At 68.6% G+C, this 24,034-nt stretch carries 19 protein-coding genes; 10 read left to right on the top strand and 9 right to left on the bottom strand.

Annotation, left to right across the window (positions count from 1 at the left end):
• Positions 1 to 22 precede the first annotated feature (22 nt).
• From ACIBO2_RS03390 to ACIBO2_RS03370, 5 genes are all read right to left on the bottom strand, one after another.
• Positions 23 to 1,672: a DUF4434 domain-containing protein gene (locus ACIBO2_RS03390; RefSeq protein WP_358536381.1), complete on the bottom strand. Its 1,650-nt coding sequence runs from the start codon at positions 1,670 to 1,672 to the stop codon at positions 23 to 25.
• Between the two features lie 135 nt (positions 1,673 to 1,807).
• Positions 1,808 to 4,390, bottom strand: coding sequence for a family 78 glycoside hydrolase catalytic domain (locus tag ACIBO2_RS03385; protein ID WP_397295123.1), 2,583 nt, complete (start codon positions 4,388 to 4,390; stop codon positions 1,808 to 1,810).
• A 16-nt stretch (positions 4,391 to 4,406) separates the two neighbouring features.
• A complete protein-coding gene (locus ACIBO2_RS03380; protein ID WP_357941970.1) occupies positions 4,407 to 5,234 on the bottom strand; it encodes a carbohydrate ABC transporter permease in 828 nt (275 codons plus the stop codon).
• On the bottom strand, positions 5,231 to 6,181 hold the full coding sequence (locus tag ACIBO2_RS03375) for a sugar ABC transporter permease (protein ID WP_358536375.1): 951 nt from the start codon (positions 6,179 to 6,181) through the stop codon (positions 5,231 to 5,233). The genes ACIBO2_RS03380 and ACIBO2_RS03375 overlap by 4 nt, the downstream gene beginning before the upstream one ends.
• A complete protein-coding gene (locus tag ACIBO2_RS03370; protein ID WP_358536372.1) occupies positions 6,178 to 7,485 on the bottom strand; it encodes an extracellular solute-binding protein in 1,308 nt (435 codons plus the stop codon). Before ACIBO2_RS03370 ends, ACIBO2_RS03375 begins: the two co-directional genes overlap by 4 nt.
• A gap of 265 nt (positions 7,486 to 7,750) precedes the next feature.
• On the opposite strand from ACIBO2_RS03370, the gene ACIBO2_RS03365 reads away from it, so the two are divergent.
• Positions 7,751 to 8,641: an NAD(P)-dependent oxidoreductase gene (locus ACIBO2_RS03365; protein ID WP_358536369.1), complete on the top strand. Its 891-nt coding sequence runs from the start codon at positions 7,751 to 7,753 to the stop codon at positions 8,639 to 8,641.
• Positions 8,642 to 8,670: 29 nt separating this feature from the next.
• Here the strand turns inward: ACIBO2_RS03365 and ACIBO2_RS03360 are convergent, their stop codons facing one another.
• Genes ACIBO2_RS03360 through ACIBO2_RS03350 form a run of 3 tightly spaced genes read right to left on the bottom strand, consistent with a single transcriptional unit; the run spans position 8,671 to position 11,058 of the window.
• Positions 8,671 to 9,030: a TetR-like C-terminal domain-containing protein gene (locus ACIBO2_RS03360; RefSeq protein WP_397295710.1), complete on the bottom strand. Its 360-nt coding sequence runs from the start codon at positions 9,028 to 9,030 to the stop codon at positions 8,671 to 8,673.
• A gap of 28 nt (positions 9,031 to 9,058) precedes the next feature.
• A complete protein-coding gene (locus ACIBO2_RS03355; RefSeq protein ID WP_397295119.1) occupies positions 9,059 to 10,651 on the bottom strand; it encodes a multicopper oxidase family protein in 1,593 nt (530 codons plus the stop codon).
• Positions 10,648 to 11,058: a hypothetical protein gene (locus tag ACIBO2_RS03350; protein WP_358536362.1), complete on the bottom strand. Its 411-nt coding sequence runs from the start codon at positions 11,056 to 11,058 to the stop codon at positions 10,648 to 10,650. Before ACIBO2_RS03350 ends, ACIBO2_RS03355 begins: the two co-directional genes overlap by 4 nt.
• Positions 11,059 to 11,128: 70 nt before the next feature.
• On the opposite strand from ACIBO2_RS03350, the gene ACIBO2_RS03345 reads away from it, so the two are divergent.
• Positions 11,129 to 11,569 (top strand): MarR family transcriptional regulator, encoded by a 441-nt coding sequence (locus ACIBO2_RS03345; RefSeq protein ID WP_358536359.1) that lies wholly within the window; start codon positions 11,129 to 11,131, stop codon positions 11,567 to 11,569.
• 212 nt (positions 11,570 to 11,781) lie between these two features.
• On the opposite strand, the gene ACIBO2_RS03340 is transcribed toward ACIBO2_RS03345, so the two are convergent.
• Entirely contained in the window at positions 11,782 to 13,746 is a 1,965-nt protein-coding gene (locus ACIBO2_RS03340) for a family 10 glycosylhydrolase (protein WP_397295117.1), read from the bottom strand.
• A gap of 190 nt (positions 13,747 to 13,936) precedes the next feature.
• Between ACIBO2_RS03340 and ACIBO2_RS03335 the strand changes: the two genes are divergently transcribed.
• The 8 genes from ACIBO2_RS03335 to ACIBO2_RS03300 all read left to right on the top strand — a co-directional run bounded on the left by ACIBO2_RS03335 (position 13,937) and on the right by ACIBO2_RS03300 (position 23,999).
• A complete protein-coding gene (locus ACIBO2_RS03335) occupies positions 13,937 to 15,445 on the top strand; it encodes an N-acetylmuramoyl-L-alanine amidase (RefSeq protein ID WP_358536353.1) in 1,509 nt (502 codons plus the stop codon).
• Between the two features lie 216 nt (positions 15,446 to 15,661).
• A complete protein-coding gene (locus tag ACIBO2_RS03330) occupies positions 15,662 to 16,753 on the top strand; it encodes an ABC transporter ATP-binding protein (RefSeq protein WP_397295114.1) in 1,092 nt (363 codons plus the stop codon).
• On the top strand, positions 16,746 to 17,900 hold the full coding sequence (locus tag ACIBO2_RS03325) for an ABC transporter ATP-binding protein (RefSeq protein ID WP_358536348.1): 1,155 nt from the start codon (positions 16,746 to 16,748) through the stop codon (positions 17,898 to 17,900). Before ACIBO2_RS03330 ends, ACIBO2_RS03325 begins: the two co-directional genes overlap by 8 nt.
• Entirely contained in the window at positions 17,897 to 18,856 is a 960-nt protein-coding gene (locus tag ACIBO2_RS03320; protein WP_357941954.1) for a sugar ABC transporter permease, read from the top strand. The genes ACIBO2_RS03325 and ACIBO2_RS03320 overlap by 4 nt, the downstream gene beginning before the upstream one ends.
• A gap of 95 nt (positions 18,857 to 18,951) precedes the next feature.
• Positions 18,952 to 19,704, top strand: coding sequence for a carbohydrate ABC transporter permease (locus ACIBO2_RS03315; RefSeq protein ID WP_357647321.1), 753 nt, complete (start codon positions 18,952 to 18,954; stop codon positions 19,702 to 19,704).
• A gap of 43 nt (positions 19,705 to 19,747) precedes the next feature.
• Positions 19,748 to 20,011 (top strand): DUF2160 family membrane protein, encoded by a 264-nt coding sequence (locus tag ACIBO2_RS03310; RefSeq protein WP_358316370.1) that lies wholly within the window; start codon positions 19,748 to 19,750, stop codon positions 20,009 to 20,011.
• Positions 20,012 to 20,030: 19 nt separating this feature from the next.
• The gene (locus tag ACIBO2_RS03305; protein ID WP_358536345.1) at positions 20,031 to 21,794 is read left to right on the top strand and encodes an ABC transporter substrate-binding protein; all 1,764 of its coding nucleotides are present in this window, start codon (positions 20,031 to 20,033) and stop codon (positions 21,792 to 21,794) included.
• A gap of 90 nt (positions 21,795 to 21,884) precedes the next feature.
• Complete coding sequence (locus ACIBO2_RS03300; RefSeq protein ID WP_397295111.1) at positions 21,885 to 23,999, top strand: ATP-dependent RecD-like DNA helicase; 2,115 nt, start codon at positions 21,885 to 21,887, stop codon at positions 23,997 to 23,999.
• Positions 24,000 to 24,034: the final 35 nt, after the last annotated feature.

The raw sequence follows: 24,034 nt of genomic DNA, 5'->3' as shown, positions 1-24,034 counted from the left end.
ACAGGAGACTGGGGCGCGTCCGCTACGAGGGGATGACGTACGCGTTGGTGCTGGACCGGCCGGTGCCGTTCACGGCGGTGATGTAGAGGAACGGGCGGCGGGGGTCGACGTCCGTGGGGGTGGCGAAGGGGACCCAGGCGGCACCCGCCTCGTCCGGTCCCTGGGCGACGGTCACCGTCTTCATCCCCGCCCCGGCGCGGGCATACTGGACCTTGATCGTCCCGCCCGCGAGGTTGCGGCCGGTGATCGCGATCCCGGCCGCGTTCCTGGTCGCGCCGAGGATGAGCGGCGCGTTCCACGAGGCGTGGAGGTCGTCGCTCAACGACGGGGTCATCCAGTTGAGGCGGCAGGTCAGGAACGGGTCCCAGCCGTAGGAGATCACCTTGGTCACGGCCGCGCCGGCCGCCATGACCTGGGCGTCGAGCCGTTTCTTCGTCGTCCGGCCGCGTAGCGGCAGCGGGTCGGCCCGGCCGCACTCGCCGGTCACCGGGGCGGGCTCGAAGGCCTCCGCGTTCATCCACAGCTCCACCCCCGGCGGCCGGGACCGCGCCGCCGCCTGGAGGTAGTCGTAGGTCGAGCCGTAGTACGCCTGCCGGTTGGTGACGTCGCCCACCATCGGCACCAGCCGACGATCGACCTTGGCGTCCACCTCGTCACGGCCGTACACGGGCACCTTGCCCGTCCCGCGCCCGTCCTGCACGGCGACGATCATGGGCGCGCCGTGCGCGGTGGCGGCGATGGCGAGCAGCCCTGGCCCCACCCGCTCGGGCGGGAAGCCCTTGTCCCTGCGCGCGTCGAAGTAGGGACTGACCAGGATCTTCTTACCCGGCAGCGTGGCGGCCACCACGGCGTGCTGGGCCTGGTACAGGTCGATGGTCGGATCGACGCTGGGCCGCGACTTCACCGCCAGCTCGAACGACTGGTACACCCCGGCGAACGCCGCCGACGCCCCGTACCTGCCCCGATAGTCCGTCACCACCCGCTCGGTGAACGCGGTCACGGCGCCGAGGTGCGTGAGGTCGGGCAGCCACGGCCGCTTGACGTCCTGCGGCGCGGCGGGCAGCCCGGGGAACACCTTCATCCCGTACGCGGCCGCCTCCGTCATCAGGTTGCCCAGCCCGTCGCCGTCGGTGGCGATCAGCACGAGGTCGTACGGGCCGCGTGAGCAGGATCTGCCCAGCAGCAGCCGGTAGTAGACCCGCTCGCCGCTCTCGATCCGCCGGTCCAGGCCCGGACACCGCAGCAGACCGTCGCCGAACAGCTCGTTCGCCGCGTAGCCGTAGACCCGGCGGATGCGCGGAACCGCCTCCCGAGCGGCCCGGTAGCACGTCTTCCCGTTCTCGACGCAGCCGGTGAAGTCGGGGTCGGGACCGCCCTCCTTCAGCAGCCGCCCCGTCCGGTCGACCCGGCTGGGCACCAGACGCGGGCCGAACGTGATGAGCGTGTCGCCGCCGACCCCGTGGATCGCCTCCACGGTTCGCCGCGTGACGCACGGGTCCGAGCGGGGCACCAGCCAGTAACCAGTGATCGCGTACGGCGCGTCGACGCGCGTATCCCGAGCCGGACAGTCCACGTCGACAGGTGTTGTGGCCTCGGCCCGCGTCCCAGGAGCGACGGTGGCCGCCAGCACCACCACGGCCGCGAACCCGCGCAGGATCCACCCGGATACCACATGACCTCCTCGCGCGAGTGTCCGCTCGCGGCCAGAACGGTCGTACCCGTTAGATCACCCGATGCACCTTATCGTGGCCCGGCCGAACCCCCGGGGCGGCGCGACGAACCCGCCGCCCCAGAGGCACGAGACCGCTCAGGCCACCGGGTCGTCCGCCGGATCGCGGTACGGCGTGGTGAAGGTGTGCATCCCCGACCCGACCTCCACCAGCTCCCCGGACGGCAGGTCGACCTCGGCCGTCGTCCCCGACGGCACGGAGACGGTGACCGTGAGGTTGCCGCCCGTCCGGGACCAGGCCACCGCCGCCGGGCCGTACGGCGTCTCGTGCTCGGCGGAGGCGTGGGTGAGGCCGGCGCCGGGTCGCGGCGCGACGCGGATGCGGCGGTAGCCGGGCGCGGCGGGGGCCAGGCCGGCGAGTGTGCCGTGCAGGAAGTCGGCGACCGCGCCCAGCGCGTAGTGGTTGAACGAGGTCATCTCGCCGGGGTTGACCGAGCCGTCGGGCAGCATGCTGTCCCAGCGCTCCCAGATCGTGGTCGCGCCCATGGTCACCGGGTACAGCCACGAGGGGCATTCGCGCTGCGTCAGCAGCCGGTAGGCCGTGTCGTGCTCCCCCGCCGCGGCCAGGGCGGCACAGACCAGCGGCGTGCCGACGAAGCCGGTGCCGATGCGGTAGTCGTCCTGGTCCACCAGCTCGGCCAGCCGCTTGCCGGCCCGCGCCCGCTGCTCCGGCGTCTCCGCCAGGCCGAGGTGCAGGGACAGCGCGTAGGCGGTCTGGGTGTCGCTGACCAGGCGGCCCGACGGCGAGAGGTATTCGCGGCGGAAGGCCGCCCGGACCTTGGCCGCCAGCTCGCCGTACTTCTTCGCGTCCTCGCCCCGGCCCAGCAGCTCGGCGGTGTCGGCCACGAGCTGCGCGGTCCAGGCGTGGTAGGCGGTGGCGATGAGGTACGGGTCGGTCCTGGCCTTGCCGGGCCGGTCCGGCGGCGCGGCGGGGTCGAGCCAGTCGCCGAACTGGAAGCCCTCATCCCACAGGTGGTCGTCCCCGGCGATGCCGGCGATGTGGTCGACCCAGCCCTTCATGCTGTCGTACTGCGTCTCCAGCACCCCGAGGTCCCCGAAGCGCTCGTAGAGCACCCAGGGCACGATGACCGCCGCGTCGCCCCACGCCGCCGCCGGCATGGCGGGGAACTCGAGGCCGACCCACGGGATGTAGTAGGGCACCATGCCCGACTCGTCCTGTTCGGCGGCCAGGTCGGCGAGCCAGGAGCCGAGCGTGCCCGCGCAGTCGTACAGGAAGGCCGCGGTGGGGGCGAAGACCTGGATGTCGCCGGTCCAGCCGAGGCGCTCGTCGCGCTGGGGGCAGTCGGTCGGCAGGTCGACGAAGTTGCCGCGCATGCTCCACACCACGTTGTCGTGCAGACGCTGGAGCTGCGGGTCCGAGCAGGTGAACCAGCCAGTACGGCGCATGTCGGTGTGGCAGACGACGGCCTGGACGCTGTCGGGGCCCAGCTCGCCCGGCCAGTCGATCACCTGGGCGTAGCGGAAGCCGTGCATGGTGAAGCGCGGCTCCCACTCCTCCTCCGCGCCGCCGACCAGGGTGTACTCGTCCTGGGCGGCCGCGTTGCGCAGCGGGCGGCGTGACAGGGCGCCGTTCTCCAGGACCTCGGCGTGCAGGAGGGTGACGGTGTGGCCCGCCGGTCCCTGGACGCGGATGCGCAGGCGGCCGGAGATGTTCTGGCCGAAGTCGAGGATCGTCTCGCCGGCCGGGCCTTCGATGACCTCGACGGGGCGCAGTGTCTCGAAGCGGCGGACCGGCGGGCCGGTGGGGGCGACGAGCAGGCCGCGGTCGTGGTCCACGACATCGGCGGGCAGCCAGGCGCCGTCGTCGAAGCCGGGTGCGGACCAGCCGGCGGGCAGCAGGCGGGCGTCGTACTTCTCGCCGTCGTACAGGCTCGCCGCGAGGACTGGGCCGCGCGCGCAGCGCCAGGAGCCGTCGGTGGTCACGACGTCGGTCGATCCGTCGGTGTAGACGACTTCGAGTTGGGCGATGAGCGCGGTGCGCGAGCCGTACGTCTCGACCCGGCCGTCCTTGAAACCGACGCGGCCGCGGTACCACCCGTCGGCGAGCATCGCGCCGATGGCGTTGTCACCCTCCGACAGCAGCGCGGTGACGTCATGCGTGCGGTAGCGCAGACGGTGGTCGTAGCTCGACCAGCCCGGCGCGAGCACGTCATCGCCGACGACCTGCCCGTTGATCTCCACCTCGTACAGGCCGTGGCCGGTCACGTACAGGCGGGCCCGCTCGACCGGTCCGCGCAGGGCGAAGCCGCGCCTGAGCATGGTCGCGGGCCCGTCCGGCGCGCCGAGCAGTTCGGCGGGCGGCGCCGCCGCCTCCGCGTGCCACTCCTCCGCCTCCAGCAGGCCGGCCTCGACAGAGGTCCACTCGCTCCACTCACTCGCCTCGCCGTCCTGACCGCGGACCCGCACGCGTACGGCCCGGCGTTCCCGCGAGCGCAGGTCGTCACCCGGCCACGGGACCAGCACGGAGTCGGAGCGCCCGGTCGTGGAGACCACCTTGCCCTCCGAGTCGCGGATCTCGACGTCGTAGCCGTGCTGTTGCCAGCCTGGACGGTCATTGCGGACCGTCCAGGACAGCCGTGGCCTGGGTTCGCCGATGCCGAGCGGCTCTCGGTGGTGCTCGAAACGCAGGTCGATGGTCATGCGGCTCCTCTGAGCGTCAGCCCTTGATCGCGCCGGCGGTCATCCCCGCCACGATCTTGCGGTTGAAGAAGATGAAAGCGAGCAGTGGCGGGATCGTGATGAGCACGATGTCCATGAACAGCAGGTTCCACTGCGTGCTGTATTGGCTTTGGAAGTTGTACAAGGTGAGCTGGACGGTGGCGTTCTCGTCACCGGGCAGGAAGTAGAGCGGGTTGACGAAGTCGTTGAAGACGGCAACCGAGGTCGTCAGGATGACCGTGATCGTCACCGGCCGGAGCAGCGGGAAGATCACCTTGAAGAACAGCCGGAACCCGGTGCACCCGTCGATCATCGCCGCCTCGTCCAGCTCGCGCGGCACCGCCGCCACAAAAGCGCGATAAAGCAGGACCGAGTACGACATGTGGAAGGCGACTTCGACGAAGATGAGCCCCGGCAGCGTCTTGAACAGGCCGAGAGTCTGGAGCACCCAGATGGTCGGCACGATCGCCGGCGGGATGATCAGCCCGGACAGCACCAGGAAGTTGACCACCGACCGCATGCGGCCCGCCCGGCGCTGCAGCACGAACCCGGCCATCGAGCAGAAGACGACCAGCAGGGTGACCGCCACGACCGTGAGGATCGTGCTGTTGAGGAAGGCGCGCAGCAGCACGTAGTCGCGCGCCTCGATCACCTCGACGAAGTTCTGGACTATGGGCCAGCTCGTCGGCCAGCCGAAGTCCAGCTCCGCCGACTGGACCTCGTCCTTGACCGCCGTGAGCACCATGAACGAGAACGGCACGACGAAGATGACGACGGCCAGGAGGACCACGATGAGTTCGGGCCCGGATCTGCGCAGCGCCCTCATGCGGCGACCTCCCTGGCGCTCAGGAAGCGGGTGAGCGGCACGACCAGCGCGGTGACCACGATGAACAGGATCACGTTCCCGGCGGTCGACAGGCCGAAGAACCCCGCCTGATACTGCTTGTAGATGATCGAGGCGATGACGTCGCTGGTGAAGCCGGGTCCGCCGCGGGTCATCGTCCAGATGAGGTCGAAGGACCGCAGCCCGCCGATGAAGGACAGGATGATCACCGAGTTGGTGGCGGGCCAGCTCAGCGGCAGCGTCACGAACCTGAACCGGTGCCAGGCGCCGCCGCCGTCGACCGCGACCGCCTGGTAGTAGTCACGCGGGATCGACATCATGCCGGCGATGTAGATGACGGTGGCCAGGCCGACGCCCTTCCAGACGTCCACGAGCGCCACCGACAGCAGCGCGGTGTTGGCGTCGCCGAGCCAGTCGGGGCCCGAGATGCCCACCAGGGCCAGCGCCTTGTTCACCAGCCCGGTGTCGGGCTTGAGCAGCACGCTGAACGTGATGCCGACCGCTACCGTGCTCACCAGCACCGGGAAGAACACCACCGAACGCAGGAAACCGCGCAGCTTGATCCGCGAAGTGAGCAGCACGCCGAGCGCCATCCCCAGCACGACCTTCAGCCCGCTGGTGGTGACCGCGTAGATCAGCGTGTTCTGGAAGCCGATCCGCAGGTTCTGCTCGGCGAAGAAGTCGGTGAAGTTCTCCAGCCCCACGAAGGTGCTGTCGAACAGCGTCCACCTGGTCATCGAGAAGTAGAAGGCCATGATCGTCGGAACCAGGAAGACGATCGTGTAGACGAGCCCCGCGGGCACATAGAACAGGTAGGGGTACGGGTTGCCGCCGCGCCCACCCTTCCCCTTGCGCGCGCGGGCACGCCGCCCGGCCGCCGCGGTGGGCGGCTCGGGCGACGTGGCCGTGCTCGGCCTCGACGAGGTCACCACCCCGCGAGCCCCAGTTGCTTGGCCTGCTTCTCCACGTCCTTGTCGTACTGGGCCGCCCCTTCGGCCGCCGTGGTCAGGCCGGAGCCGACCGCGACGGTGATCTGCTCAAGGGACGGGCCCTTGACCGGGGAGACGAACTCCAGCGCGGGCGCGGACGCCTTGTTGTCGAGGTAGACCTGCAGGTCCTTCGCCACCTGGACCGCGTCGTCCGGCAGCTTGGCCCCCTTGATCCGGTACGGTCCGGCCGGCGGGGTGCCCTTGCCAAGCGCGGCCGCACCCTCCGGGGAGGCGATGAAGGCCAGGAACTTCTTGGCGGCGTCGAGGTGCTTGCTCGTCTTGGGGATGTAGGCCGCACTCGGCTCCCAGACCGTGGCGCCGTTCTTCGCGGCGTCGTCACCGGGGAGGGCGAAGTAGCCGACATCGGTGCCCACCTGCGGGAACTTCTTGATGAAGCCGGGCACCACCCCGGTGAGCAGGGGATAGTGCACGCCCTGGCCCTCGGCCAGCAGCTTGACCCCGGCGTCGAGGTTGGCCGAGCCGAACCCCTTGTTGAGGTACCCCTTGGCGTGCACCTCTTCCAGACGCTTGAAGCCGGTCAGCGCGGCCGGGGTGGTGGCGTACTTGGCCTTGTTGGCCGTGTAGTCCTGCGCGAAGGTCGGCGAGGCGGCCTGCACGTTGAAGAAGTCCGCGAGCACGAACAGCTGCGAGGTCCAGGTGTCCTTGAACGTGGAGATCACCGGCGTCAGCCCGGCGGCCTTGATCTTGTCGTTGTTGGCCGTGAACTCGGCCCAGCTCTTGGGCACCTGCAGCCCGAGCTTCTCGTAGACCTTGCGGTTGTAGAGGATGCCGCCACCGGTGGCGGTCCCCGTCGGCACGCCGTACGCCTTCCCGCCCTGGGTGACAACGGGCAGGTACGACTCCTCCACGTTCTTCATGACCGGGTCGCCGGTGAGGTCGATGAGGGTCTGACCGGGGTTCAGGGCCTGGAGCAGGGACCCGGAGTTGTACCAGAAGACGTCGCTCATCTCGCCCGTGGACAGCCGGGTCTTGATGATGTTGTCGCCCTCGGTGCCCGCTGGGCGGGTCTCCGACTCGATCTTGATCTTCGGGTTGGCCGCCTCGAAAGCTTGGACGACTGCTTTGGCCCCGTTGACCGTGGCTTCGTTGTTGTCGTAGAGGAAGGAGATCGTGACGCTGCCGTCGGCGGCCGTCGTGCTGCCGGACGAGCCGCATGCCGCCAGGGAAAGGAGGGGGAGGGCGGCGGAGAAGGCCACCCCGAGTCTGTGAAGCGTGGTCTTCATAACACCCCTTGGGGCTCGAAGCTTAAATCGTTTCAATGGCCTCGTTAGGGCGTTAACATAGGCTTTACGTTCCGGGGCCGTCAAGGCTCTCCTGCGGTAACGAAACGGAAACGTATCAGCGGCTCCAGGCGTGCCATCCGCCCAGATACCCGCAAACTTCCGCTCTGAAGCGAAACGATTCAAGCCTTCAGCGCCGACCGCCCCTCCCCTTATCCTGGACGTCCCATCCCTGAACGTCTCGACCCCTGGCGCCTAAGGAGCTCCCATGCACGTCGTCGTCACCGGTGCCCACGGAAAGGTCGGACGTGCTGCCACCCAGGCGCTGCTCGACGCCGGTCACGAGGTGACGGCCGTCGACCTCACCCGCCCGACCTGGGAGCGGGCGGAGCCCGGCGCCCCCCGCTACCAGCAGGCCGACCTGACCGACGCCGGGGCGGCGTACGCGGTGGTCCGCGGCGCCGACGCGGTCGTCCACGCCGCCGCCATCCCCGAGCCCAGCACCAACCCGCCGCACGTGGTCTTCCAGAACAACCTGATGTCCACCTTCAACATGCTGGAGGCGGCGATCAGGTTCGGCGTGACCCGCTTCGTGAACATCTCCAGCGAGACCGTGCCCGGCTTCTTCTTCCCCGAGCGGCCCTTCCTGCCCGACTACGCGCCCGTGGACGAAGAGCACCCGATCCGGCCGCAGGACCCCTACGCCACCGCCAAGCACTTCGGCGAGCAGCTCATGGACGCGGCCGTGCGCCGGTCAGACATCCGATGCGTCTCCATCCGGCCGAGCTGGGTGCAGCACGAGGGCAACTACGAGCGCAATCTGGGCCCGCAGCTCCGCGACGGACAGCCCGGCGCCGGGCTGTGGAGCTACATCGACGTCTACGACCTGGCCGACGCCATCGTGCTGGCCACCGAGTCCGACCTGCCGGGACACGAGGTGTTCTACATCGCCTCGCCCGACAACGTCGGTGGCCACGACTTCGCGACGGCCCTGCGGGAGCACTACGGCGACGCCATCGCGCTGCGGCCGCTCAGCCGTCCGGACGCCTCCGGCATCTCCTGCGCGAAGGCGATGCGCCTGCTCGGCTGGACGCCCAAGCGCTCGTGGCGCGACTACCTGGACGAGGACGGGCGGGCGCTCAAGAAGGCTTCCCGCTAGGGTCCGCGCCACCATCTACCGGGCCGCGGTCAGGTTTGACGGATGAGGAGGTGGAGGATCTCGTCGGCCACGGTGTCATCGATGATCGGTTCCGCGGTGAGCAGGCGATACCAGACGGTGCCGAGGATGACATCGGTCATGACGCCCGGATCGCGCTCGGTCGAAAGGGCGTCGTGTTCCTGAGCTCGGGACAGTAGTTCCAGGCAGGTGTCGCGTCGGTGATCGGTGAAGGTGCGCAACGCCGTGGCGGCGGTGGGGTTGGTCTGGGCGTCGGCCATGAGCAGCCGGAGGGCGGCGGCTGCCTGGGGGGCGTGGGCTTGGCGGTAGACGGATCTGATGTATGACCTGAGCGCCGCGGCGCACGAACGAGTGTGGGTTGGGGCGAGGATGGTCCGGCCGCACCGGAGGCTTCCTCGGTCATCGGGTGATGAAGTTGGCCATCATCGCCATGTCCTCGTGTTCCAGATTGTGGCAGTGGAAGACGTACTTGCCGGGATAACCGGTGAATCTGATCGCGATTGCCGCCTCTTCCGAAGCCCGCAGGTCGATGGTGTCCTTCCATCCGGCGTCGAATGCCCCGGGGCCGCCGATACCTCGGGAGAGCACCTGGAAGGGACTGAGATGGAGGTGCACGGGGTGATGGAAGTCCGCGATGAGCCGCCAGACCTCGACGGTGCCGAGCTTCGGCGCGGCGGCGATGTCGTCGGCGCTGAATGGCCGCCCGTCGATGAGCCAGCCCTTCATGTGGTTGACGTCTCCAGATTTGAAGCGGAAGGTGCGGGTCGTGATGGCCTGGGCCGCGGTGAGCGATTCGACTGTGGAGAGCTTGTCGGGGACGGTGAACGGCTCTTCGGCTTTCTCACCGACGATGAAGCGCATGATCTGGGACATGTTCCCGTCACCGAAGTCGTTGAGCAGCGTCACCGCGGTTCCGGGTCGGTAGCTGGAGAAGTCGACGATGGCGTCGAGACGTTGCGCAGGGGCGAGCTCGACATGCTCATGACGAATGGGTGCGGCAAGGAGCCCGCCGTCCGTGCCGATCTGTGTCAGGAGGCCATCAGGTTGCGGGTCGAGACGCAGGTCGAGGCGCCTGGCATTGCAGGCGTTGATGATGCGCAGGCGATATGTGGCACCGTCGACTCTCGCAACCGGCCAGGGGGTACCGTTGACGAGCATGACGTCTCCAAGGACGCCGGCGACGAATGAGCCGGTGACGCCGGGCGTTCTCATCAGGCTCCCGTCGATGCTCGGGTAGGACAGAGAGCCGTCCGCGGCGAAGCTGCGATCGGTGATCATGACAGGGAGCTCGCGGGGGCCGGAGGGCAGGCCGAGAGCGTCTTCTTCGTCGTCTCGCACGAAGTGGAGGCCGGCGAGTCCGCGCCAGACGCTCGGGCCGGTGAAGTCCATCCGGTGGTCGTGGTACCAGAGCATCGCCGCGCGCTGGTCGAGTGGATAAGTGTAGGAGCGGTGGCCTTCAGTGGTGTCTCCGACCATCGAGCCGCCCATGTTCATGTGGTCCATGTTCATGTGCTGGTTCATGTAGGACCTGTCGACGGGGTAGACGAAGTCGATCGGGTATCCGTCGCTGTCGGGCGGGGTACTCCCGCCATGCAGGTGCACCACCGTGGGAACGGGAAGGTTGTTGGTGTGCCTCACCACGATCGTGCGGGCACGTCGGCTGACAATGGTGGGGCCGGGAAAGATCCCGTTGTAGCCCCAGATCACCGTCTTCACCCCCGGCAGGATCGAGGCCGTCGCCGCGGTCTGAGTGATCTCGTAGTAGTCGGTATCGGCGTCACTGCGCACCGGCTTCAGTACGGGCGGGGTCTGGAAGGGCATCGTGAACGGCTGCGGGAGCGGCAATCGGCTGCGGAGCAGATTGCCGGTCGAGGTGGATCCGGCCGCGCCGAGTGAGAACGGGATCCCCACTCCCAGGCCGATGCCGGCGAAAAGGCCGGCGCCGATGAACGCCCGGCGGCTCAACGTGATCCGGTGGTTCTCCTCGGTCATCGGCGTCTCCAGGCCCAAACAGCGAGAGCGGTGGCGAGGAGGATGATCGCCACACCGAGCGGGATATGCAGGCTGATCGCTCGCGAGAAACCGAGAACGATCTGCAGCCCGATCAGGCCGAAGAGGCCGAGGCAGGCCAGGATGGGCCACCAGGGTCCGCGTCCGGGCCACCGCTGAAGTACGGCCGCGATGGCGGAGATGAGGACCGAGATGCCGGCGAAGGTCGCGTTCTCGCGATGAACGTGCAGTGAGTCGTAGCTGCCGGAGAGGAACTGACCGGCGAAGACCGCCTGATCGAACAGCATGATCACCGCGACTGTGCTCGTGATGCGGAACACCCAGCACGGCCAGCGCGGCGCGTGCCTGCGCACCACGGCGGCATCCCCCGTTGATTGTGTCGTCGTCACACGCCGTCCTCGTCTCGCCCAATAGATTCACTTGAATCCGATCCAAGTGAATCTAACATAGGATGGGACCATGCCGAAGCCGCGCGGAGTCGACCTTCAACTGGGCCTGTTGCTGCGCCAGTCGCACCAACGAGCCGCCGGGGCGCTGAACAACGCCCTCTCCTCACTCGGCCTGACTGGCCGCCACTTCGGCGTGATGATGCTCCTGCGCCGCGACGGCGTCTCGACCCAACGCGACCTGATCCGACAGACCGGCAGCGACAAGGCGGGCATGGTCCGTACCGTCGAAGACCTCGAAACCCTCGGATACCTCTCCCGCGCCCGGTCCTCCACCGACAAACGGGTGGGCAATCTCAGCCTGACCGACAAGGGCATCGACGCTCTCGACACCGCCCAGCGCCTCGCGGCCGGCGCCGCGGAAGATCTGTTCGGATCATTCACCGACGCCGAACTCGAAACCCTCCAAGCCCTCCTGACCAGGTTCGTCGCCCCGACAGAACGCGACACATGACTCGCCTGACACGTTGTGCCACACCGGCAGGCCGGGTGAGTGCGTTGGTCAGGAAGGGGCAAGGCTTGTCACGAGTTGGCGACCGCGACACCGGTGACCCAACTGCGGTTGATCCATGTTGACGGTGGTGTGGAACTCTCCCCCGGCGCCTGCCCGATCCCGCTGATCGACGACGTCCGAATGTCGTTACGGTCGACGCCCACGCGCAGCATTCACGAAGTGACCTTGGTGACGCGCACGGCGTCCGCGATGACGTACCCGGTCGTGGAGGTCCAGCGGCTCACCCCGACCACGTTGTAGGTGCCCGCGTCGAGGGTGTAGGTGCCGAGGATCCGCCACTGCCCGCCACCCGAGCGCTGGTCCACGACCACGGTCTGGTTCCCGCCCGACGCCGCCACGAGATACGGCGTGGCGCTGTTGTAGCCCGCGTTGGCGGCGTACCAGACCTCCACCCGGTAACTCCCGGCACTCGGGATGGCCGCCTTGAACCACGCCGGGTCGCTGGCCGCGACGGGGTCGGCGAAGCGGTAGTCGGCGCCGTAGAGCTGCGCCGAGAACGACGAGGTGCCCCAGGAGGAGCTCGCGGCGAACCCGGCGCCTGCGTTGTCGACCACGACGCTGAAGGCCGCCGTGCCCGTCACCACCGCGCCCGCGCTCGGCGCGCTCTCCTGGTGCGTCCGGTTCAGCGCGGTGACGTAGTAGGTGTAGCCGCCGGTGGCCGTCGCCGTGGCGTCGGTGAAGGTGGTCTTCCTGGTCGTGCCGAGCAGGTTGCGGGCGTCGGCGTACGCGCACGGATCGGCCGCCGGTTGGGAGCCGTCGACCCGGTAGATCGCGTAGGCCGTGGCGCCGCCGCCCTGCCACGAGAGCGCCACGCCGCCCGAGCCCCTGGTCGCCGCCGCGCTGGTGGGGGCCGCCGGTGCGGCGGCGGTGCCGCGGGCGGGCAGCAGGGCGGGCTTGGCGTAGTGGGCGTTGACCAGCGCGGCGATGGCGCCGATCCGGTTCGCCTTGACGTCCTTGGCGCTGAAGTAGATGTCGCCGGCCACCTCGGGGTGCTTCCTGTTGTCGTAGAGGTGGTCGCTGAGCTCGGCGGGATCCTGCCAGGCCGCGTCCTGGCCGCTGGCGCCCGCGCGGTAGGCGGCCTGGCCGACGACCAGCTGGACGCCGGTGCCCTTCACGACACCCGACCACCAGGCGGTCAGCTTCGCGTAGTCGGCGGCGCTGTTTCCGATGTGCCAGTAGATCTGCGGCGCGAGGTAGTCGACCCAGCCCTGCTTGACCCAGAGCCTGCTGTCGGCGTAGATCGCGTCGTAGGACTGCAGGCCCGAGGTGCTCGACCCGAGCGGGTCGGTGGCGGCGTTGCGCCAGATGCCGAACGGGCTGATGCCGAAGGCGACCCAGGACTTGGCGGCGTGGATGCGCTGGTCCAGCTCACGCACCAGCAGGTTGACGTTGTCGCGCCGCCAGTCGGCGATGTTGCTGAACCCGCCGCCGTACTGGGCGTACGTCGCGGCGTCCGGGATGCTCTGGCCGCTGACCGGATAGGGGTAGAAGTAGTCGTCGAGATGCACGCCGTCGAGGTCGTAGCGGGTGACGGCGTCCATGATGGCGTCCTCGATGAAGTCGCGGACCTCCGGGATGCCGGGGTTGTAGAGGAGCTTGCCGCCATAGGCGAATCGCCAGCTTGGATGCTGACGTGCCGGATGGGTGGCGACCAGCTTGCTCGGGTCGTCGTCGTTGGAGATCCGGTACGGGTTGAACCAGGCGTGGAACTCCAGGTTGCGGGCGTGCGCCTCGGCGACCATGAAGGCCATCGGGTCGTAGCCCGGATCCTTGCCCTGGGTGCCGGTGAGCCACTGTGACCACGGCTCGTACGACGAGGGCCAGAACGCGTCCGCCGTCGGCCTGACCTGCACGAACACGGCGTTCATCCGCTTGGACACGGCCAGGTCCAGCCACGCCCTGAACTCCGCCTGCTGGGCCGCCACGCTCAGCCCCGCGCTGCTCGGCCAGTCGATGTTGGCGACCGAGGAGACCCACATGCCCCGTAACTGCCGCTTGGGCGTTGCGGGATCGGTCACGCACGCCGCCGAGGCGGCGGGGCTTGTGGCAGGTGCCACGAGAGCGGTGAGCACAAGGGTGATCGTGGCCAGGATGGTGCGCAGGGGGTGCGTGGTCACGAAAAGAAGTTTCATCTTCTCCCGAACCGAGCGCAATAGTCTTCAGCCAATCGGGGGGCCCAACTTTCGCGCTCCGGACGAAACGGGCGCGGGCGGAAAGTTTCTTCTAACTCCTCAGTAATGTCAATTATCGACATCTGTCAGGAACCGGCTTACTGTGCAGCCGTCGACCCTTAACGAGGGAGCTCCCATGTCACTCTCCCCCAAGCGATTAACGGCTCTCGTCTCCACGGTCCTCGCCGCTCTCCTGGTCTTCGCCGGCCAGCCCGCTGTCGCGGCCAAGAACACGCCGCTTTCGGACGCCTTCGCCCGCGCCGCCGCGGCCCAGGACGTCCCGCGCGACCTGCTCGTGGCGCTCGCCTACGCCGAGACCCACCTCGACGGCCACAACGGCGAGCCCAGCGCCAGCGGTGGATACGGCGTGATGCACCTGGTCAGCAACCCCACCACGAAGGCGCTTGAGAAGGCGTCCGGGCTCACGGGGCTGCCGGTCAAGAAGCTGCGGTCCGACACCGCGGCCAACATCCTCGGCGGCGCCGCGCTGCTGCGCGCCAACGCCGACGAGCTCGGCCTCGACGAGGCCGCCAGGAAGGACCCCGGCCGCTGGTACGAGGCCGTGGCGAAGTACGGCAACACCGCCTCGCCCCAGCTCGCCCGCCTCTACGCCGACGCCGTCTACGAGCTGCTCGGTCTCGGGATCCAGGCCAAGGACGTACGCGTGGCGCCGCAGGAGGTGACGGCCGACCGCGGTCAGTACGCCGAGACGCGCTCGTTCGGCGCCGCCGAGGCGGCCAGCCCCGACTACCCGGACGCCACCTGGGCGGCCGCCAGCTCCAGCAACTACACCGCTTCCAGCCGCGAGTCGAGTTACGCCATCGACCGGGTGATCATCCACGTGACGCAGGGCTCCTACGCCGGGACGATCTCCTGGTTCCAGAACCCCAGCGCCCAGGTCTCGGCCCACTACGTGGTCAAGTCGTCCAACGGCGCGATCACCCAGATGGTCCGGGACAAGGACATCGCCTGGCACGCCGGCAACTGGACGTACAACACCAGGTCCATCGGCATCGAGCACGAGGGCTACGTCAGTGAGGCCTCGTGGTTCACCGACGCGATGTACCGGTCCTCGGCCGCGCTGACCAAGTACATCTGCGACAAGTACGGCATCCCGAAGGACCGCAGCCACATCATCGGCCACGTCGAGGTGCCCGGCTCCGACCACACCGACCCGGGGCCGTACTGGAACTGGACCACGTACATGAGCTACGTGACCGGTGGCGGCACCCCGACGTGGACCACCACGGTCGACAACACCACCTCCGGCCAGTTCACCGCCAGCGCGAACTGGGGCACCTCCACCTACTCCACCCAGCGCTACGGCGCTGACTACCGGTTCGCCGACCCCGTGGCCGCCAGCGACCCGGCCTGGTACCAGGCGACCATCCCCAGCGCGGGCACCTACCGCGTCGAGGTCTGGTATCCGGACGATCCCGGCTACAACAGCTCCGCGCCGTACATCGTGGCCGCCTCCGGCGGCAACCAGACGGTGTACGTGGACCAACGCTCCGGCGGCGGCAGCTGGAAGAGCCTGGGCACCTTCTCCCTCGCGGCGGGCACCGCCAACGTCGTGGGAGTCAGCCGGTGGACCTCCGGCACCGGCCTGGTGATCGCGGACGCCGTCCGCATCAGCAAGGTCTGACATCTGGTACGGCTCGTGCCCGATCGCGCGGGCCGTACTTGTTCACCGCAGCCAAATAAACATCGATAAATATATGCCCATTCGCTAATAAGTGGACCGGTGGAAACTTCCCCCTTTGCACGTCCTGGCAAAGGATGTTAGATGGAGGGGTCTTGACCGACCACGCTTCGGGGCGGCGCGGCAGTCGATCGCACTCCGGCAAGGAGGCTCGTGCACATGGCGCTGGTTCTTGACGGCGTCCGCGTACGGCAGCGCGGGGAAACCTGGCTGCACGACATCCACCTGGAATTATCCAATGGAATGACCACGCTCGTCGGGCCGATGGCAGCGGGGAAGACGACGCTGATGCGGGTCGTCGGAGGGCTGCTTCCACCCGACGCGGGGCGGGTCGTGGTGAACGGAAAAGACGTAACGGCTATTTCCGTGCGCAAACGCTCGGTCGCCTTCGTCTATCAGCAATTCATCAATTATCCCTCGCTCTCGGTCTACGAGAACATCGCCTCACCACTGCGCATGGCGCGCTCCTTTCCCAAGAAAGACATGGATCGGCGGGTGCGCGAGGTCGCCGAAATCATGGGCATCGGCGACCTGCTCGACCGCAGGCCCGCCGAGCTGTCCGGCGGCCAGCAGCAGCGCACCGCGATCGCCCGCGCGCTGGCCCGGCCGGTCGACGTGCTGCTGCTCGACGAGCCGCTGGCCAACCTCGACTTCAAGCTCCGCGAGCAGTTGCGGGGCGATCTGAAGAACATGTTCCTCGACTCGCCGAGTGTGGTCCTCTATTCGACGGCCGACCCGGCGGAGGCGCTGACCTTCGCCTCGCCGACGGTGGTCCTGGGCGAGGGCCGGGTGCTGGACGTGGGCGACGTGGCGGACATGTACGCCCAGCCGCCGACGCTGTCCGTCGCCGCGACGCTCAGCGATCCGCCGCTCAACCTGCTGCCCGGCGTCGTACGCGAGGGCCGGATCGAGTGCCTGGGCAGCTCGTTCCCCTCCCCCGGCGCGCACGCCTCGGGGCGGAACGTGGTGCTCGCGGTACGCCCCCACCAGGTGACGATCGAACGGAGTGGAGCCGGCGTGCTGGAGTTCCCGGCGGAGATCAGGCTCGCGGAGGTGACGGGCAGCTCGACCTTCCTGCACCTGCAGCTGGTCGACGGGCGGCACCTGGTCGCCCAGCTACCGGGCCCCCAGCTCTTCACCCCCGGCGAGCGGGCCATGGCCTACGTGGACCCGGCGCACATCTTCGTCTTCGACGAGGCCGGCGGGCGCCTGCTCGCCACCTCCGCCGCGGAGGTCGACCTGCATGGCTGACATCCGGCTCGAAGGCGTGGGACACAGCTACGACGGCGGCCGGACCTGGGCGCTGCGGCCGATGACGTGGACCTGGCGGAGCTCACGGGCGTACGCGCTGCTCGGCCCGAGCGGGTGCGGCAAGACGACGCTGCTGAACATCATCTCGGGGCTGCTCTCCCCCACCGTGGGGCGGATCTTCTTCGACGACCGCGAGGTGACCGACGTGCCGACGGCGGGCCGCAACATCGCGCAGGTCTTCCAGTTCCCGGTGCTGTACGAGGAGATGTCGGTCTACGACAACCTGGCCTTCCCGCTGCGCAACCGGAAGTATCCCAAGGCGGAGATCGACCAGCGGGTACGCCGGGTCTCGCAGCTCCTCGGCCTGGACGACCACCTCAAGCGCCGGTCGCGGCGGCTGGACCCGGGCCGGCAGCAGATCGTCAGCCTGGGGCGCGGGCTGGTCCGCTCCGAGGTGGCCGCCGTACTCCTCGATGAGCCGCTCACCGTCGTGGACCCCGCGCTCAAGTGGACGCTGCGCAGCAAGCTCAAGGAGATCCACCGCGACACCGGCCACACGCTCATCTACGTCACCCACGACCAGACCGAGGCGCTGACCTTCGCCGACGAGGTGGTGGTGCTCAACGAGGGCGCGATCGTGCAGGCGGGCGAGCCGACGGAGCTGTTCCTGTCGCCCGCCCACGAGTTCGTCGGCCACTTCATCGGCTCGCCCGGCATGAACGTCGTGCCCGCCGAGATCGCCGACGGAGTGGTCAGGGTGGCGGAGACGGACGTCGGGCAGGCGGTCGGCGACCAGGAGGGCGAGCTGGCGCCGGGGCCGGTGCGCATCGGGGTGCGGCCGGAGTTCGCCCGGCTCGGCGGCGAAGAGTCCTCGCCCGGACTGCCCGTACGGGTGACGGGGGTGGACCGGATGGGCGCCTACAACCTCGTGCACGTCGAGGCCGGTGGCCACCCGGTGATCGCCAAGACGGAGGCGGACGCCCGGTTCGCGCCGGACACCGTGCAGTTCCTGCACTTGGCGCCGGACCGCGCGTTCCTGTTCAGGGACTCGGTCAGGTGCGGGTCCATCGCACCACTCGACGGGCTCGATGGAAAGGGCGCACCGCTCGACGGGCTCGACGAACTCGACGGAGAGGGCGCATCGTGACCGAGCAGAGCGTCACCGTCGCGGGCAGCCAGGTGGGCGGCGAGATCGTCACCGGTGCCGCCCCACAGGACGGCACGCCCGACACCCGGGTGAGCCTCAAGCCGAAGAACAACCGCGCCTGGCTCCTCGTGCTGCCGGTCGTCGTGTCGGTGGCCTTCACCGCCGTGATCCCGCTGATGACCGTCGTCAACTTCTCCGTCCAGGACATCTTCAGCCCCGACGACCGGATCTTCGTGGGGCTGGAGTGGTTCAGATCCGTCGCCCGCGACCCCGAGATCCGCGCCGCGTTCGTCCGGACCCTGCTGTTCTCGGCCCAGGTGCTGCTGCTGGAGATCCCGCTCGGGGTGGCGCTCGCGGTGGCGATGCCGCGCCGCGGGGTCTGGGTGTCGGTGGCCCTGGTCATCGTCGCGCTGCCGCTGCTCATCCCGTGGAACGTGGTGGGCACCATCTGGCAGATCTTCGCCCGCGCCGACATCGGGCTGGGCGGCTGGACGATCAACAACGTCCTGGGCATCGACTTCAACTACACGCTGGACTCCACCGACGCCTGGATCACGGTCCTGATCATGGACGTCTGGCACTGGACCCCGCTGGTGGCGCTGCTGGCCTACGCCGGGCTGCGGTCGATCCCCGACCCCTACTTCCAGGCCGCGCAGATCGACGGCGCCTCGGCCTGGGCGACCTTCCGCCACATCCAGCTGCCGCGCCTGCGCGGGGTGCTGACGATCGCGATCCTGCTCCGGTTCATGGACAGCTTCATGATCTACACCGAGCCGTTCGTGGTGACGGGCGGCGGGCCGGGCAACGCCACCTCGTTCCTGAGCATCCTGCTGTCGAAGGTCGCCGTCGGGCAGTTCGACCTCGGGCCGGCGGGCGCCTTCTCGCTGCTGTACTTCCTCGTCGTACAGATCGTCTCGTACGTCTTCTTCACCGTGCTGACCAGGTCAGGGAGGTGACCGCGATGGCCGAGGGACAGGTCGCCGTGGCGCGGCGGGCCGGGCGGCAGCTGCCATGGGCGCGGGCGGTGTTCTGGCTCTACGCCGCCACCCTGATGCTGCCGCTGCTGTGGATGTTCGGCATGTCCATCCGCCCGAACGAGGACATTCTCGGCAGTTTCTCGCTCATTCCGCAGCGGACCACGCTCGACAATTACCGGACCTTCTTCACCGACCCGGTCTGGTATTCGAGCTATCTGAACTCCATCATCTACACGTCGCTGAACGCGGTGATGTCGCTCATCGTGGCGCTGCCGGCCGCCTATGCCTTCTCCCGGTTCAGGTTCGCCGGGGACAAGCATCTGTTCTTCTGGTTGTTGACGAATCGCATGGCGCCGCCGGCGGTCTTCCTGCTGCCCTTTTTCCAGATTTATCAGAGCGTGGGGTTGTTCGATACGCACCTGGGCGTGGCCATCGCGCACATGCTGTTCAACGTCCCGCTCGCCGTCTGGATCCTCGAAGGATTCATGTCGGGGATACCGCGCGAGATAGACGAGACGGCGGCGATCGACGGCTATTCCCTGCCGCGATTCTTCCTGCGCATCTTCCTGCCGATGATCCGCTCCGCGGTGGGCGTCACCGCTTTCTTCTGCTTCATGTTCAGCTGGGTCGAACTGCTCATCGCCAGGACCATCACCTCGGTCAACGCCAAGCCGATCGCCGCCACGATGACGCGGACGGTGAGCGCGGCCGGCGTGGACTGGGGCCTCCTGGCCACGGCGGGCGTGCTGACCATCATCCCCGGAGCCATCGTCATCTGGTTCGTGCGCAACTACGTGGCTAAGGGCTTCGCGCTCGGAAGGGTCTGACGATGCATGGCTTCGCTCTTGGAAGGGTCTGACGATGCAGTGGATGGTGTGGACCCTCCCCACGGCCCTGGTCTTCATCGGCCTGGCGCTGCTGCTGTGCGGCATGGCGATCTGGGGCCACTTCTCGCCCCCGGTGGCCCGGCGCGGCTTCCTGCGCATCGAGACCGACCGTGGCGACCGCTTGTACATCGGCCTGATCAGCGCGGCCGTCGTACTCGCCGGCTGGATCGCCGTCACCGACCTGTCCATGTGGCTGGCTCTGGCGTGCGCGCTCCTGGTGACCATCGTGATCGGGATTTGGGGCTGACCGAAGGAGGCATGAGGCGATGAGACGTCCAAGAGGCAGGACCACGGCCGTTGGCCTGGCCGTACTCGTCCTACTGGGGGCCGGGTGCTCAGCGGGCGAGCAGAAGCCCAAGAGCGATTTCACCGAGGCCCAGGGGAAGGCGGCGGCACAGAAGTGGGTGTCGAGCGAGTTCACGCCGAGCACCCTGTCCAAGGATCAGCAGCTCGCGGAGATGGACTGGTTCACCAAGGCCGCTGCGCCGTACCGCGGCATGGAGATCAACGTCGTCTCCGAGACGATCACCACCCACGAGTACGAGTCGCAGAAGCTCGCCAAGGCGTTCACCGACATCACCGGGATCAAGGTCAAGCACGACCTGATCCAGGAAGGTGACGTGATCGAGAAGCTGCAGACGCAGATCCAGGGCAACCAGAACATCTACGACGCCTACGTCAACGACTCCGACCTCATCGGCACTCACTCCCGGGGCAACTACGTCTTCCCGCTCTCCGACTACATGGCGGGCGAGGGCAAGGCGATCACCTCGCCCACCCTCGACCTGAACGACTTCATCGGCACCAGCTTCACCACCGGGCCGGACAAGAAGCTGTACCAGCTCCCCGACCAGCAGTTCGCCAACCTCTACTGGTTCCGCTACGACTGGTTCACCAACCCGACGATCAAGAAGCAGTTCAAGGACGCCTACGGCTACGACCTGGGCGTGCCCGTCAACTGGGCGGCCTACGAGGACATCGCCGACTTCTTCACCAACAAGGTCAACGGCAACGGGACCATCGACGGCAAGAAGGTCTACGGCCACATGGACTACGGCCGCAAGGACCCCTCACTCGGCTGGCGCTTCACCGACGCGTGGCTGTCCATGGCCGGCAACGGCGACCCGGGCATCCCCAACGGCCTGCCGGTGGACGAGTGGGGCATCAGGGTGGAGAACTGCCGCCCCGTCGGCTCCTCGATGACCCGCGGCGGCGACACCAACGGGCCCGCCTCGGTGTACGCGCTGACCAAGTACGTCGACTGGCTGAAGAAGTACGCGCCGAAGGAGGCGGCCGGCATGAACTTCAGCGAGGCCGGCCCGGTCCCGGCGCAGGGCAACATCGCCCAGCAGGTCTTCTGGTACACCACGTTCACCGCCGACATGACCAAGCCGGGTCTCCCGGTGGTCAACGCCGACGGGACGCCGAAGTGGCGCATCGCGCCCAGCCCGCATGGCGTCTATTGGAAGGAAGGCAACAAGCTGGGCTACCAGGACGCCGGCTCCTGGACCCTGCTCAAGAACACGCCCAAGGAGCGCCGGGCGGCGGCCTGGCTGTACGCCCAGTTCGTCACCTCGAAGACGGTCTCGCTGAAGAAGTCGATCACCGGCCTGACCTTCATCCGCGACTCCGACATCAAGAGCGACTACTTCAAGGACAACTCCGCGAAGTACGGCGGCCTGATCGAGTTCTACAACTCCCCCGCCCGCAAGCAGTGGACGCCGACCGGGACCAACGTCCCCGACTACCCGAAGCTCGCCCAGCTCTGGTGGCAGAACGTCGCCACCGCCGTCACCGGTGAGACCACCGCCCAGCAGTCGATGGACAACCTGGCCAAGCAGCAGGACGACATCCTGTCCCGGCTGGAGCGCCGCGGCGGCAACTGCGCGCCCAAGCTGAACCCGGAACGCGACGCCCAATACTGGCTGGACCAGCCCGGCGCCCCCGCGCCGAAGCTGGCCGACGAGCGCGGCAAGCCGGCGACGCTGGACTACGACAAGCTCATCGCCCAGTGGAAGTCCGGAGGCTGATCAATCGCGACGGGACCGGCGGGTAATCTGTCGGTCCCCTCACTTAGTGTGCCTACGCGGCCAGTAAGCGCGAATGATTGGATCAGTGCCGTGGAGGCCTCTGTCGAGCAGCTCGTGTACGTCCGTGAGGACGAATACACGGTTGCCCGGATGACCGCCGAGACCACGCCCAACTTCGTCGCCGCTGGCCGGGCGCTGGCGGGCGTACAGCCGGGCGAGACGCTCGCGCTCACCGGCGAGTGGGGCGAGCACCCCCGCCACGGCAGGCGCTTCACGGTGACGGCGTGCGAGCGGATCGTGCCGTCCACCACCCGGGCCATCCAGCTCTACCTGGGCTCCGGCCTGATCCGCGGCATCGGCCCGCGGCTCGCCCAGGCCATCGTCGGCCACTTCGGCGAGGCGACGCTGACCGTCATCGACACCGAGCCCGAGCGGCTCAGGGAGGTCATCAACATCGGCCCCGCCCGGCAGGGCCAGATCCTGGAGGCGTGGCGGGAGCAGAAGGAGATCGCCGCGCTGATGGTGGTCCTGCAAGGTTTCGGGGTCAGCCCGCTGCTCGCGGCCAAGATCTTCCAGGTCTTCGGCCGCGACTCGGCCGAGCTTGTCACCTCCGACCCCTACCAGCTCATCGGCCGGGTGCGGGGCATCGCGTTCGGTACGGCCGACAAGATCGCCCTCCAGTCGGGGGTGCCCGAGCACAGCCCGCAGCGGATCAAGGCGGCGCTGCTCGACCGGCTGGAGACGGCCGCCGCCAGGGGCGGCCACTGCTACCTGTCGCTCACCGCCCTGCTCACCCAGACCGCCGAGCTCGTCGAGCAGGATCAGGACATGGTGCGGCCGATGATCGACGCCCTCACCGCCGAGCGGCGGGTGGTCGTCGAGGCGACTGCCGACCAGATCGTGGTCTACGGCAAGGAGCTGCACAGCCGCGAGCTCAAGCTGGCCGAGCACCTGGGCAGGCTCTGGCAGGCCCGCTCGACGCTGCCCATGCGCGGCTTCCAGGAGGACCCGGAGCTGCACGACGACCAGCGGGCGGCCGTGACCATGGCGCTGACCAGCACCGTCTCCGTCCTCACCGGCGGTCCGGGTTGCGGCAAGAGCCACACGGTGCGGGTCATCGCGGCCACCGCGCGGGCGATGGGCGGCCGGGTGACACTCGCCGCGCCCACCGGGAAGGCGGCCAAGCGCCTGTCGGAGCTCACCGGGCTGCCGGCCATGACCGTCCACCGGATGCTGGCCTACGAGCCCGACCCCGACGCGCTGTTCGACCAGACGCCCGCGCAGGCTGACCTGATCGTGGTCGACGAGGCGTCCATGCTGGACCTGCACCTGGCCACCCGGCTCACCTCGGCCATCCCGTCGGGCAGCCACCTGCTGCTCGTCGGCGACAGCGATCAGCTGCCCAGCATCGGGCCCGGCAGCGTGCTGGCCGACCTGCTGCGGGTCGAGGAGATCCCGCGCGTACGGCTCACGCATGTCTTCCGCCAGGCCGACGGCAGCGGCATCATCCACAACGCCCACCGCATCCGGGCCGGGCAGTTGCCCGGGATCCCGGGTGGCGGCGGCTTCTGGTTCGAGGAGCTCGACGACCCCGAGGCCGTCGCCGAGCGGGTCGTCCACCTGGCGACGGTGGCGATCCCCCGCAAGCAGGGCGTCGAGCCGGGCCAGGTGCAGGTGCTGTGCCCGATGCGCAAGGGCGCGGCGGGCACCGCCGAGCTCGGCCGCCGGCTCCAGGAGCGGCTCAACCCCGCCCAGGAAGGACGGGCCGAGCACTGGTCGGGCGCCTCGGCCTTCCGGGTCGGCGACCGGGTCATGCCGATCCGCAACAACTACGACAAGGGCGTCTTCAACGGCGAGACGGGCACGATCACCGGCATCGTCCAGGAGCAGCGGCTCGTGGAGATCGCCATCGACGACGGCGAGACGGTGACCTACGGCTTCGACGAGCTCGACGACCTGACCCACGCCTACGCGATCAGCGTGCACCGCTCACAGGGCAGCGAATACCCGTTCGTGGTCGCGCCCCTCGTCGCCGAGTCCGGCGGCATCATGCTGCGCCGCCGGCTCCTCTACACCCTGGTCACGCGGGCCCGGTCGTGGGTGGTGCTGGTCGGCGAGCGCAAGGCCCTGGAGCTGGCGGTCGCCCGGCTCGGCGACCGCCGCAACACCGGCCTCACTCGGCGTCTGACCCATCTGCTGGCCTGACACCACCCGGTGTCCGGCCATCCGCTGGCCGGGCA

Origin of the sequence: Nonomuraea sp. NPDC050022, assembly GCF_044460705.1 — a bacterium.
Taxonomy (GTDB): domain Bacteria; phylum Actinomycetota; class Actinomycetes; order Streptosporangiales; family Streptosporangiaceae; genus Nonomuraea.
The sequence above is the reverse complement of the archived record's forward strand: the minus strand, read 5'-3'. Positions and strand labels throughout refer to the sequence as shown.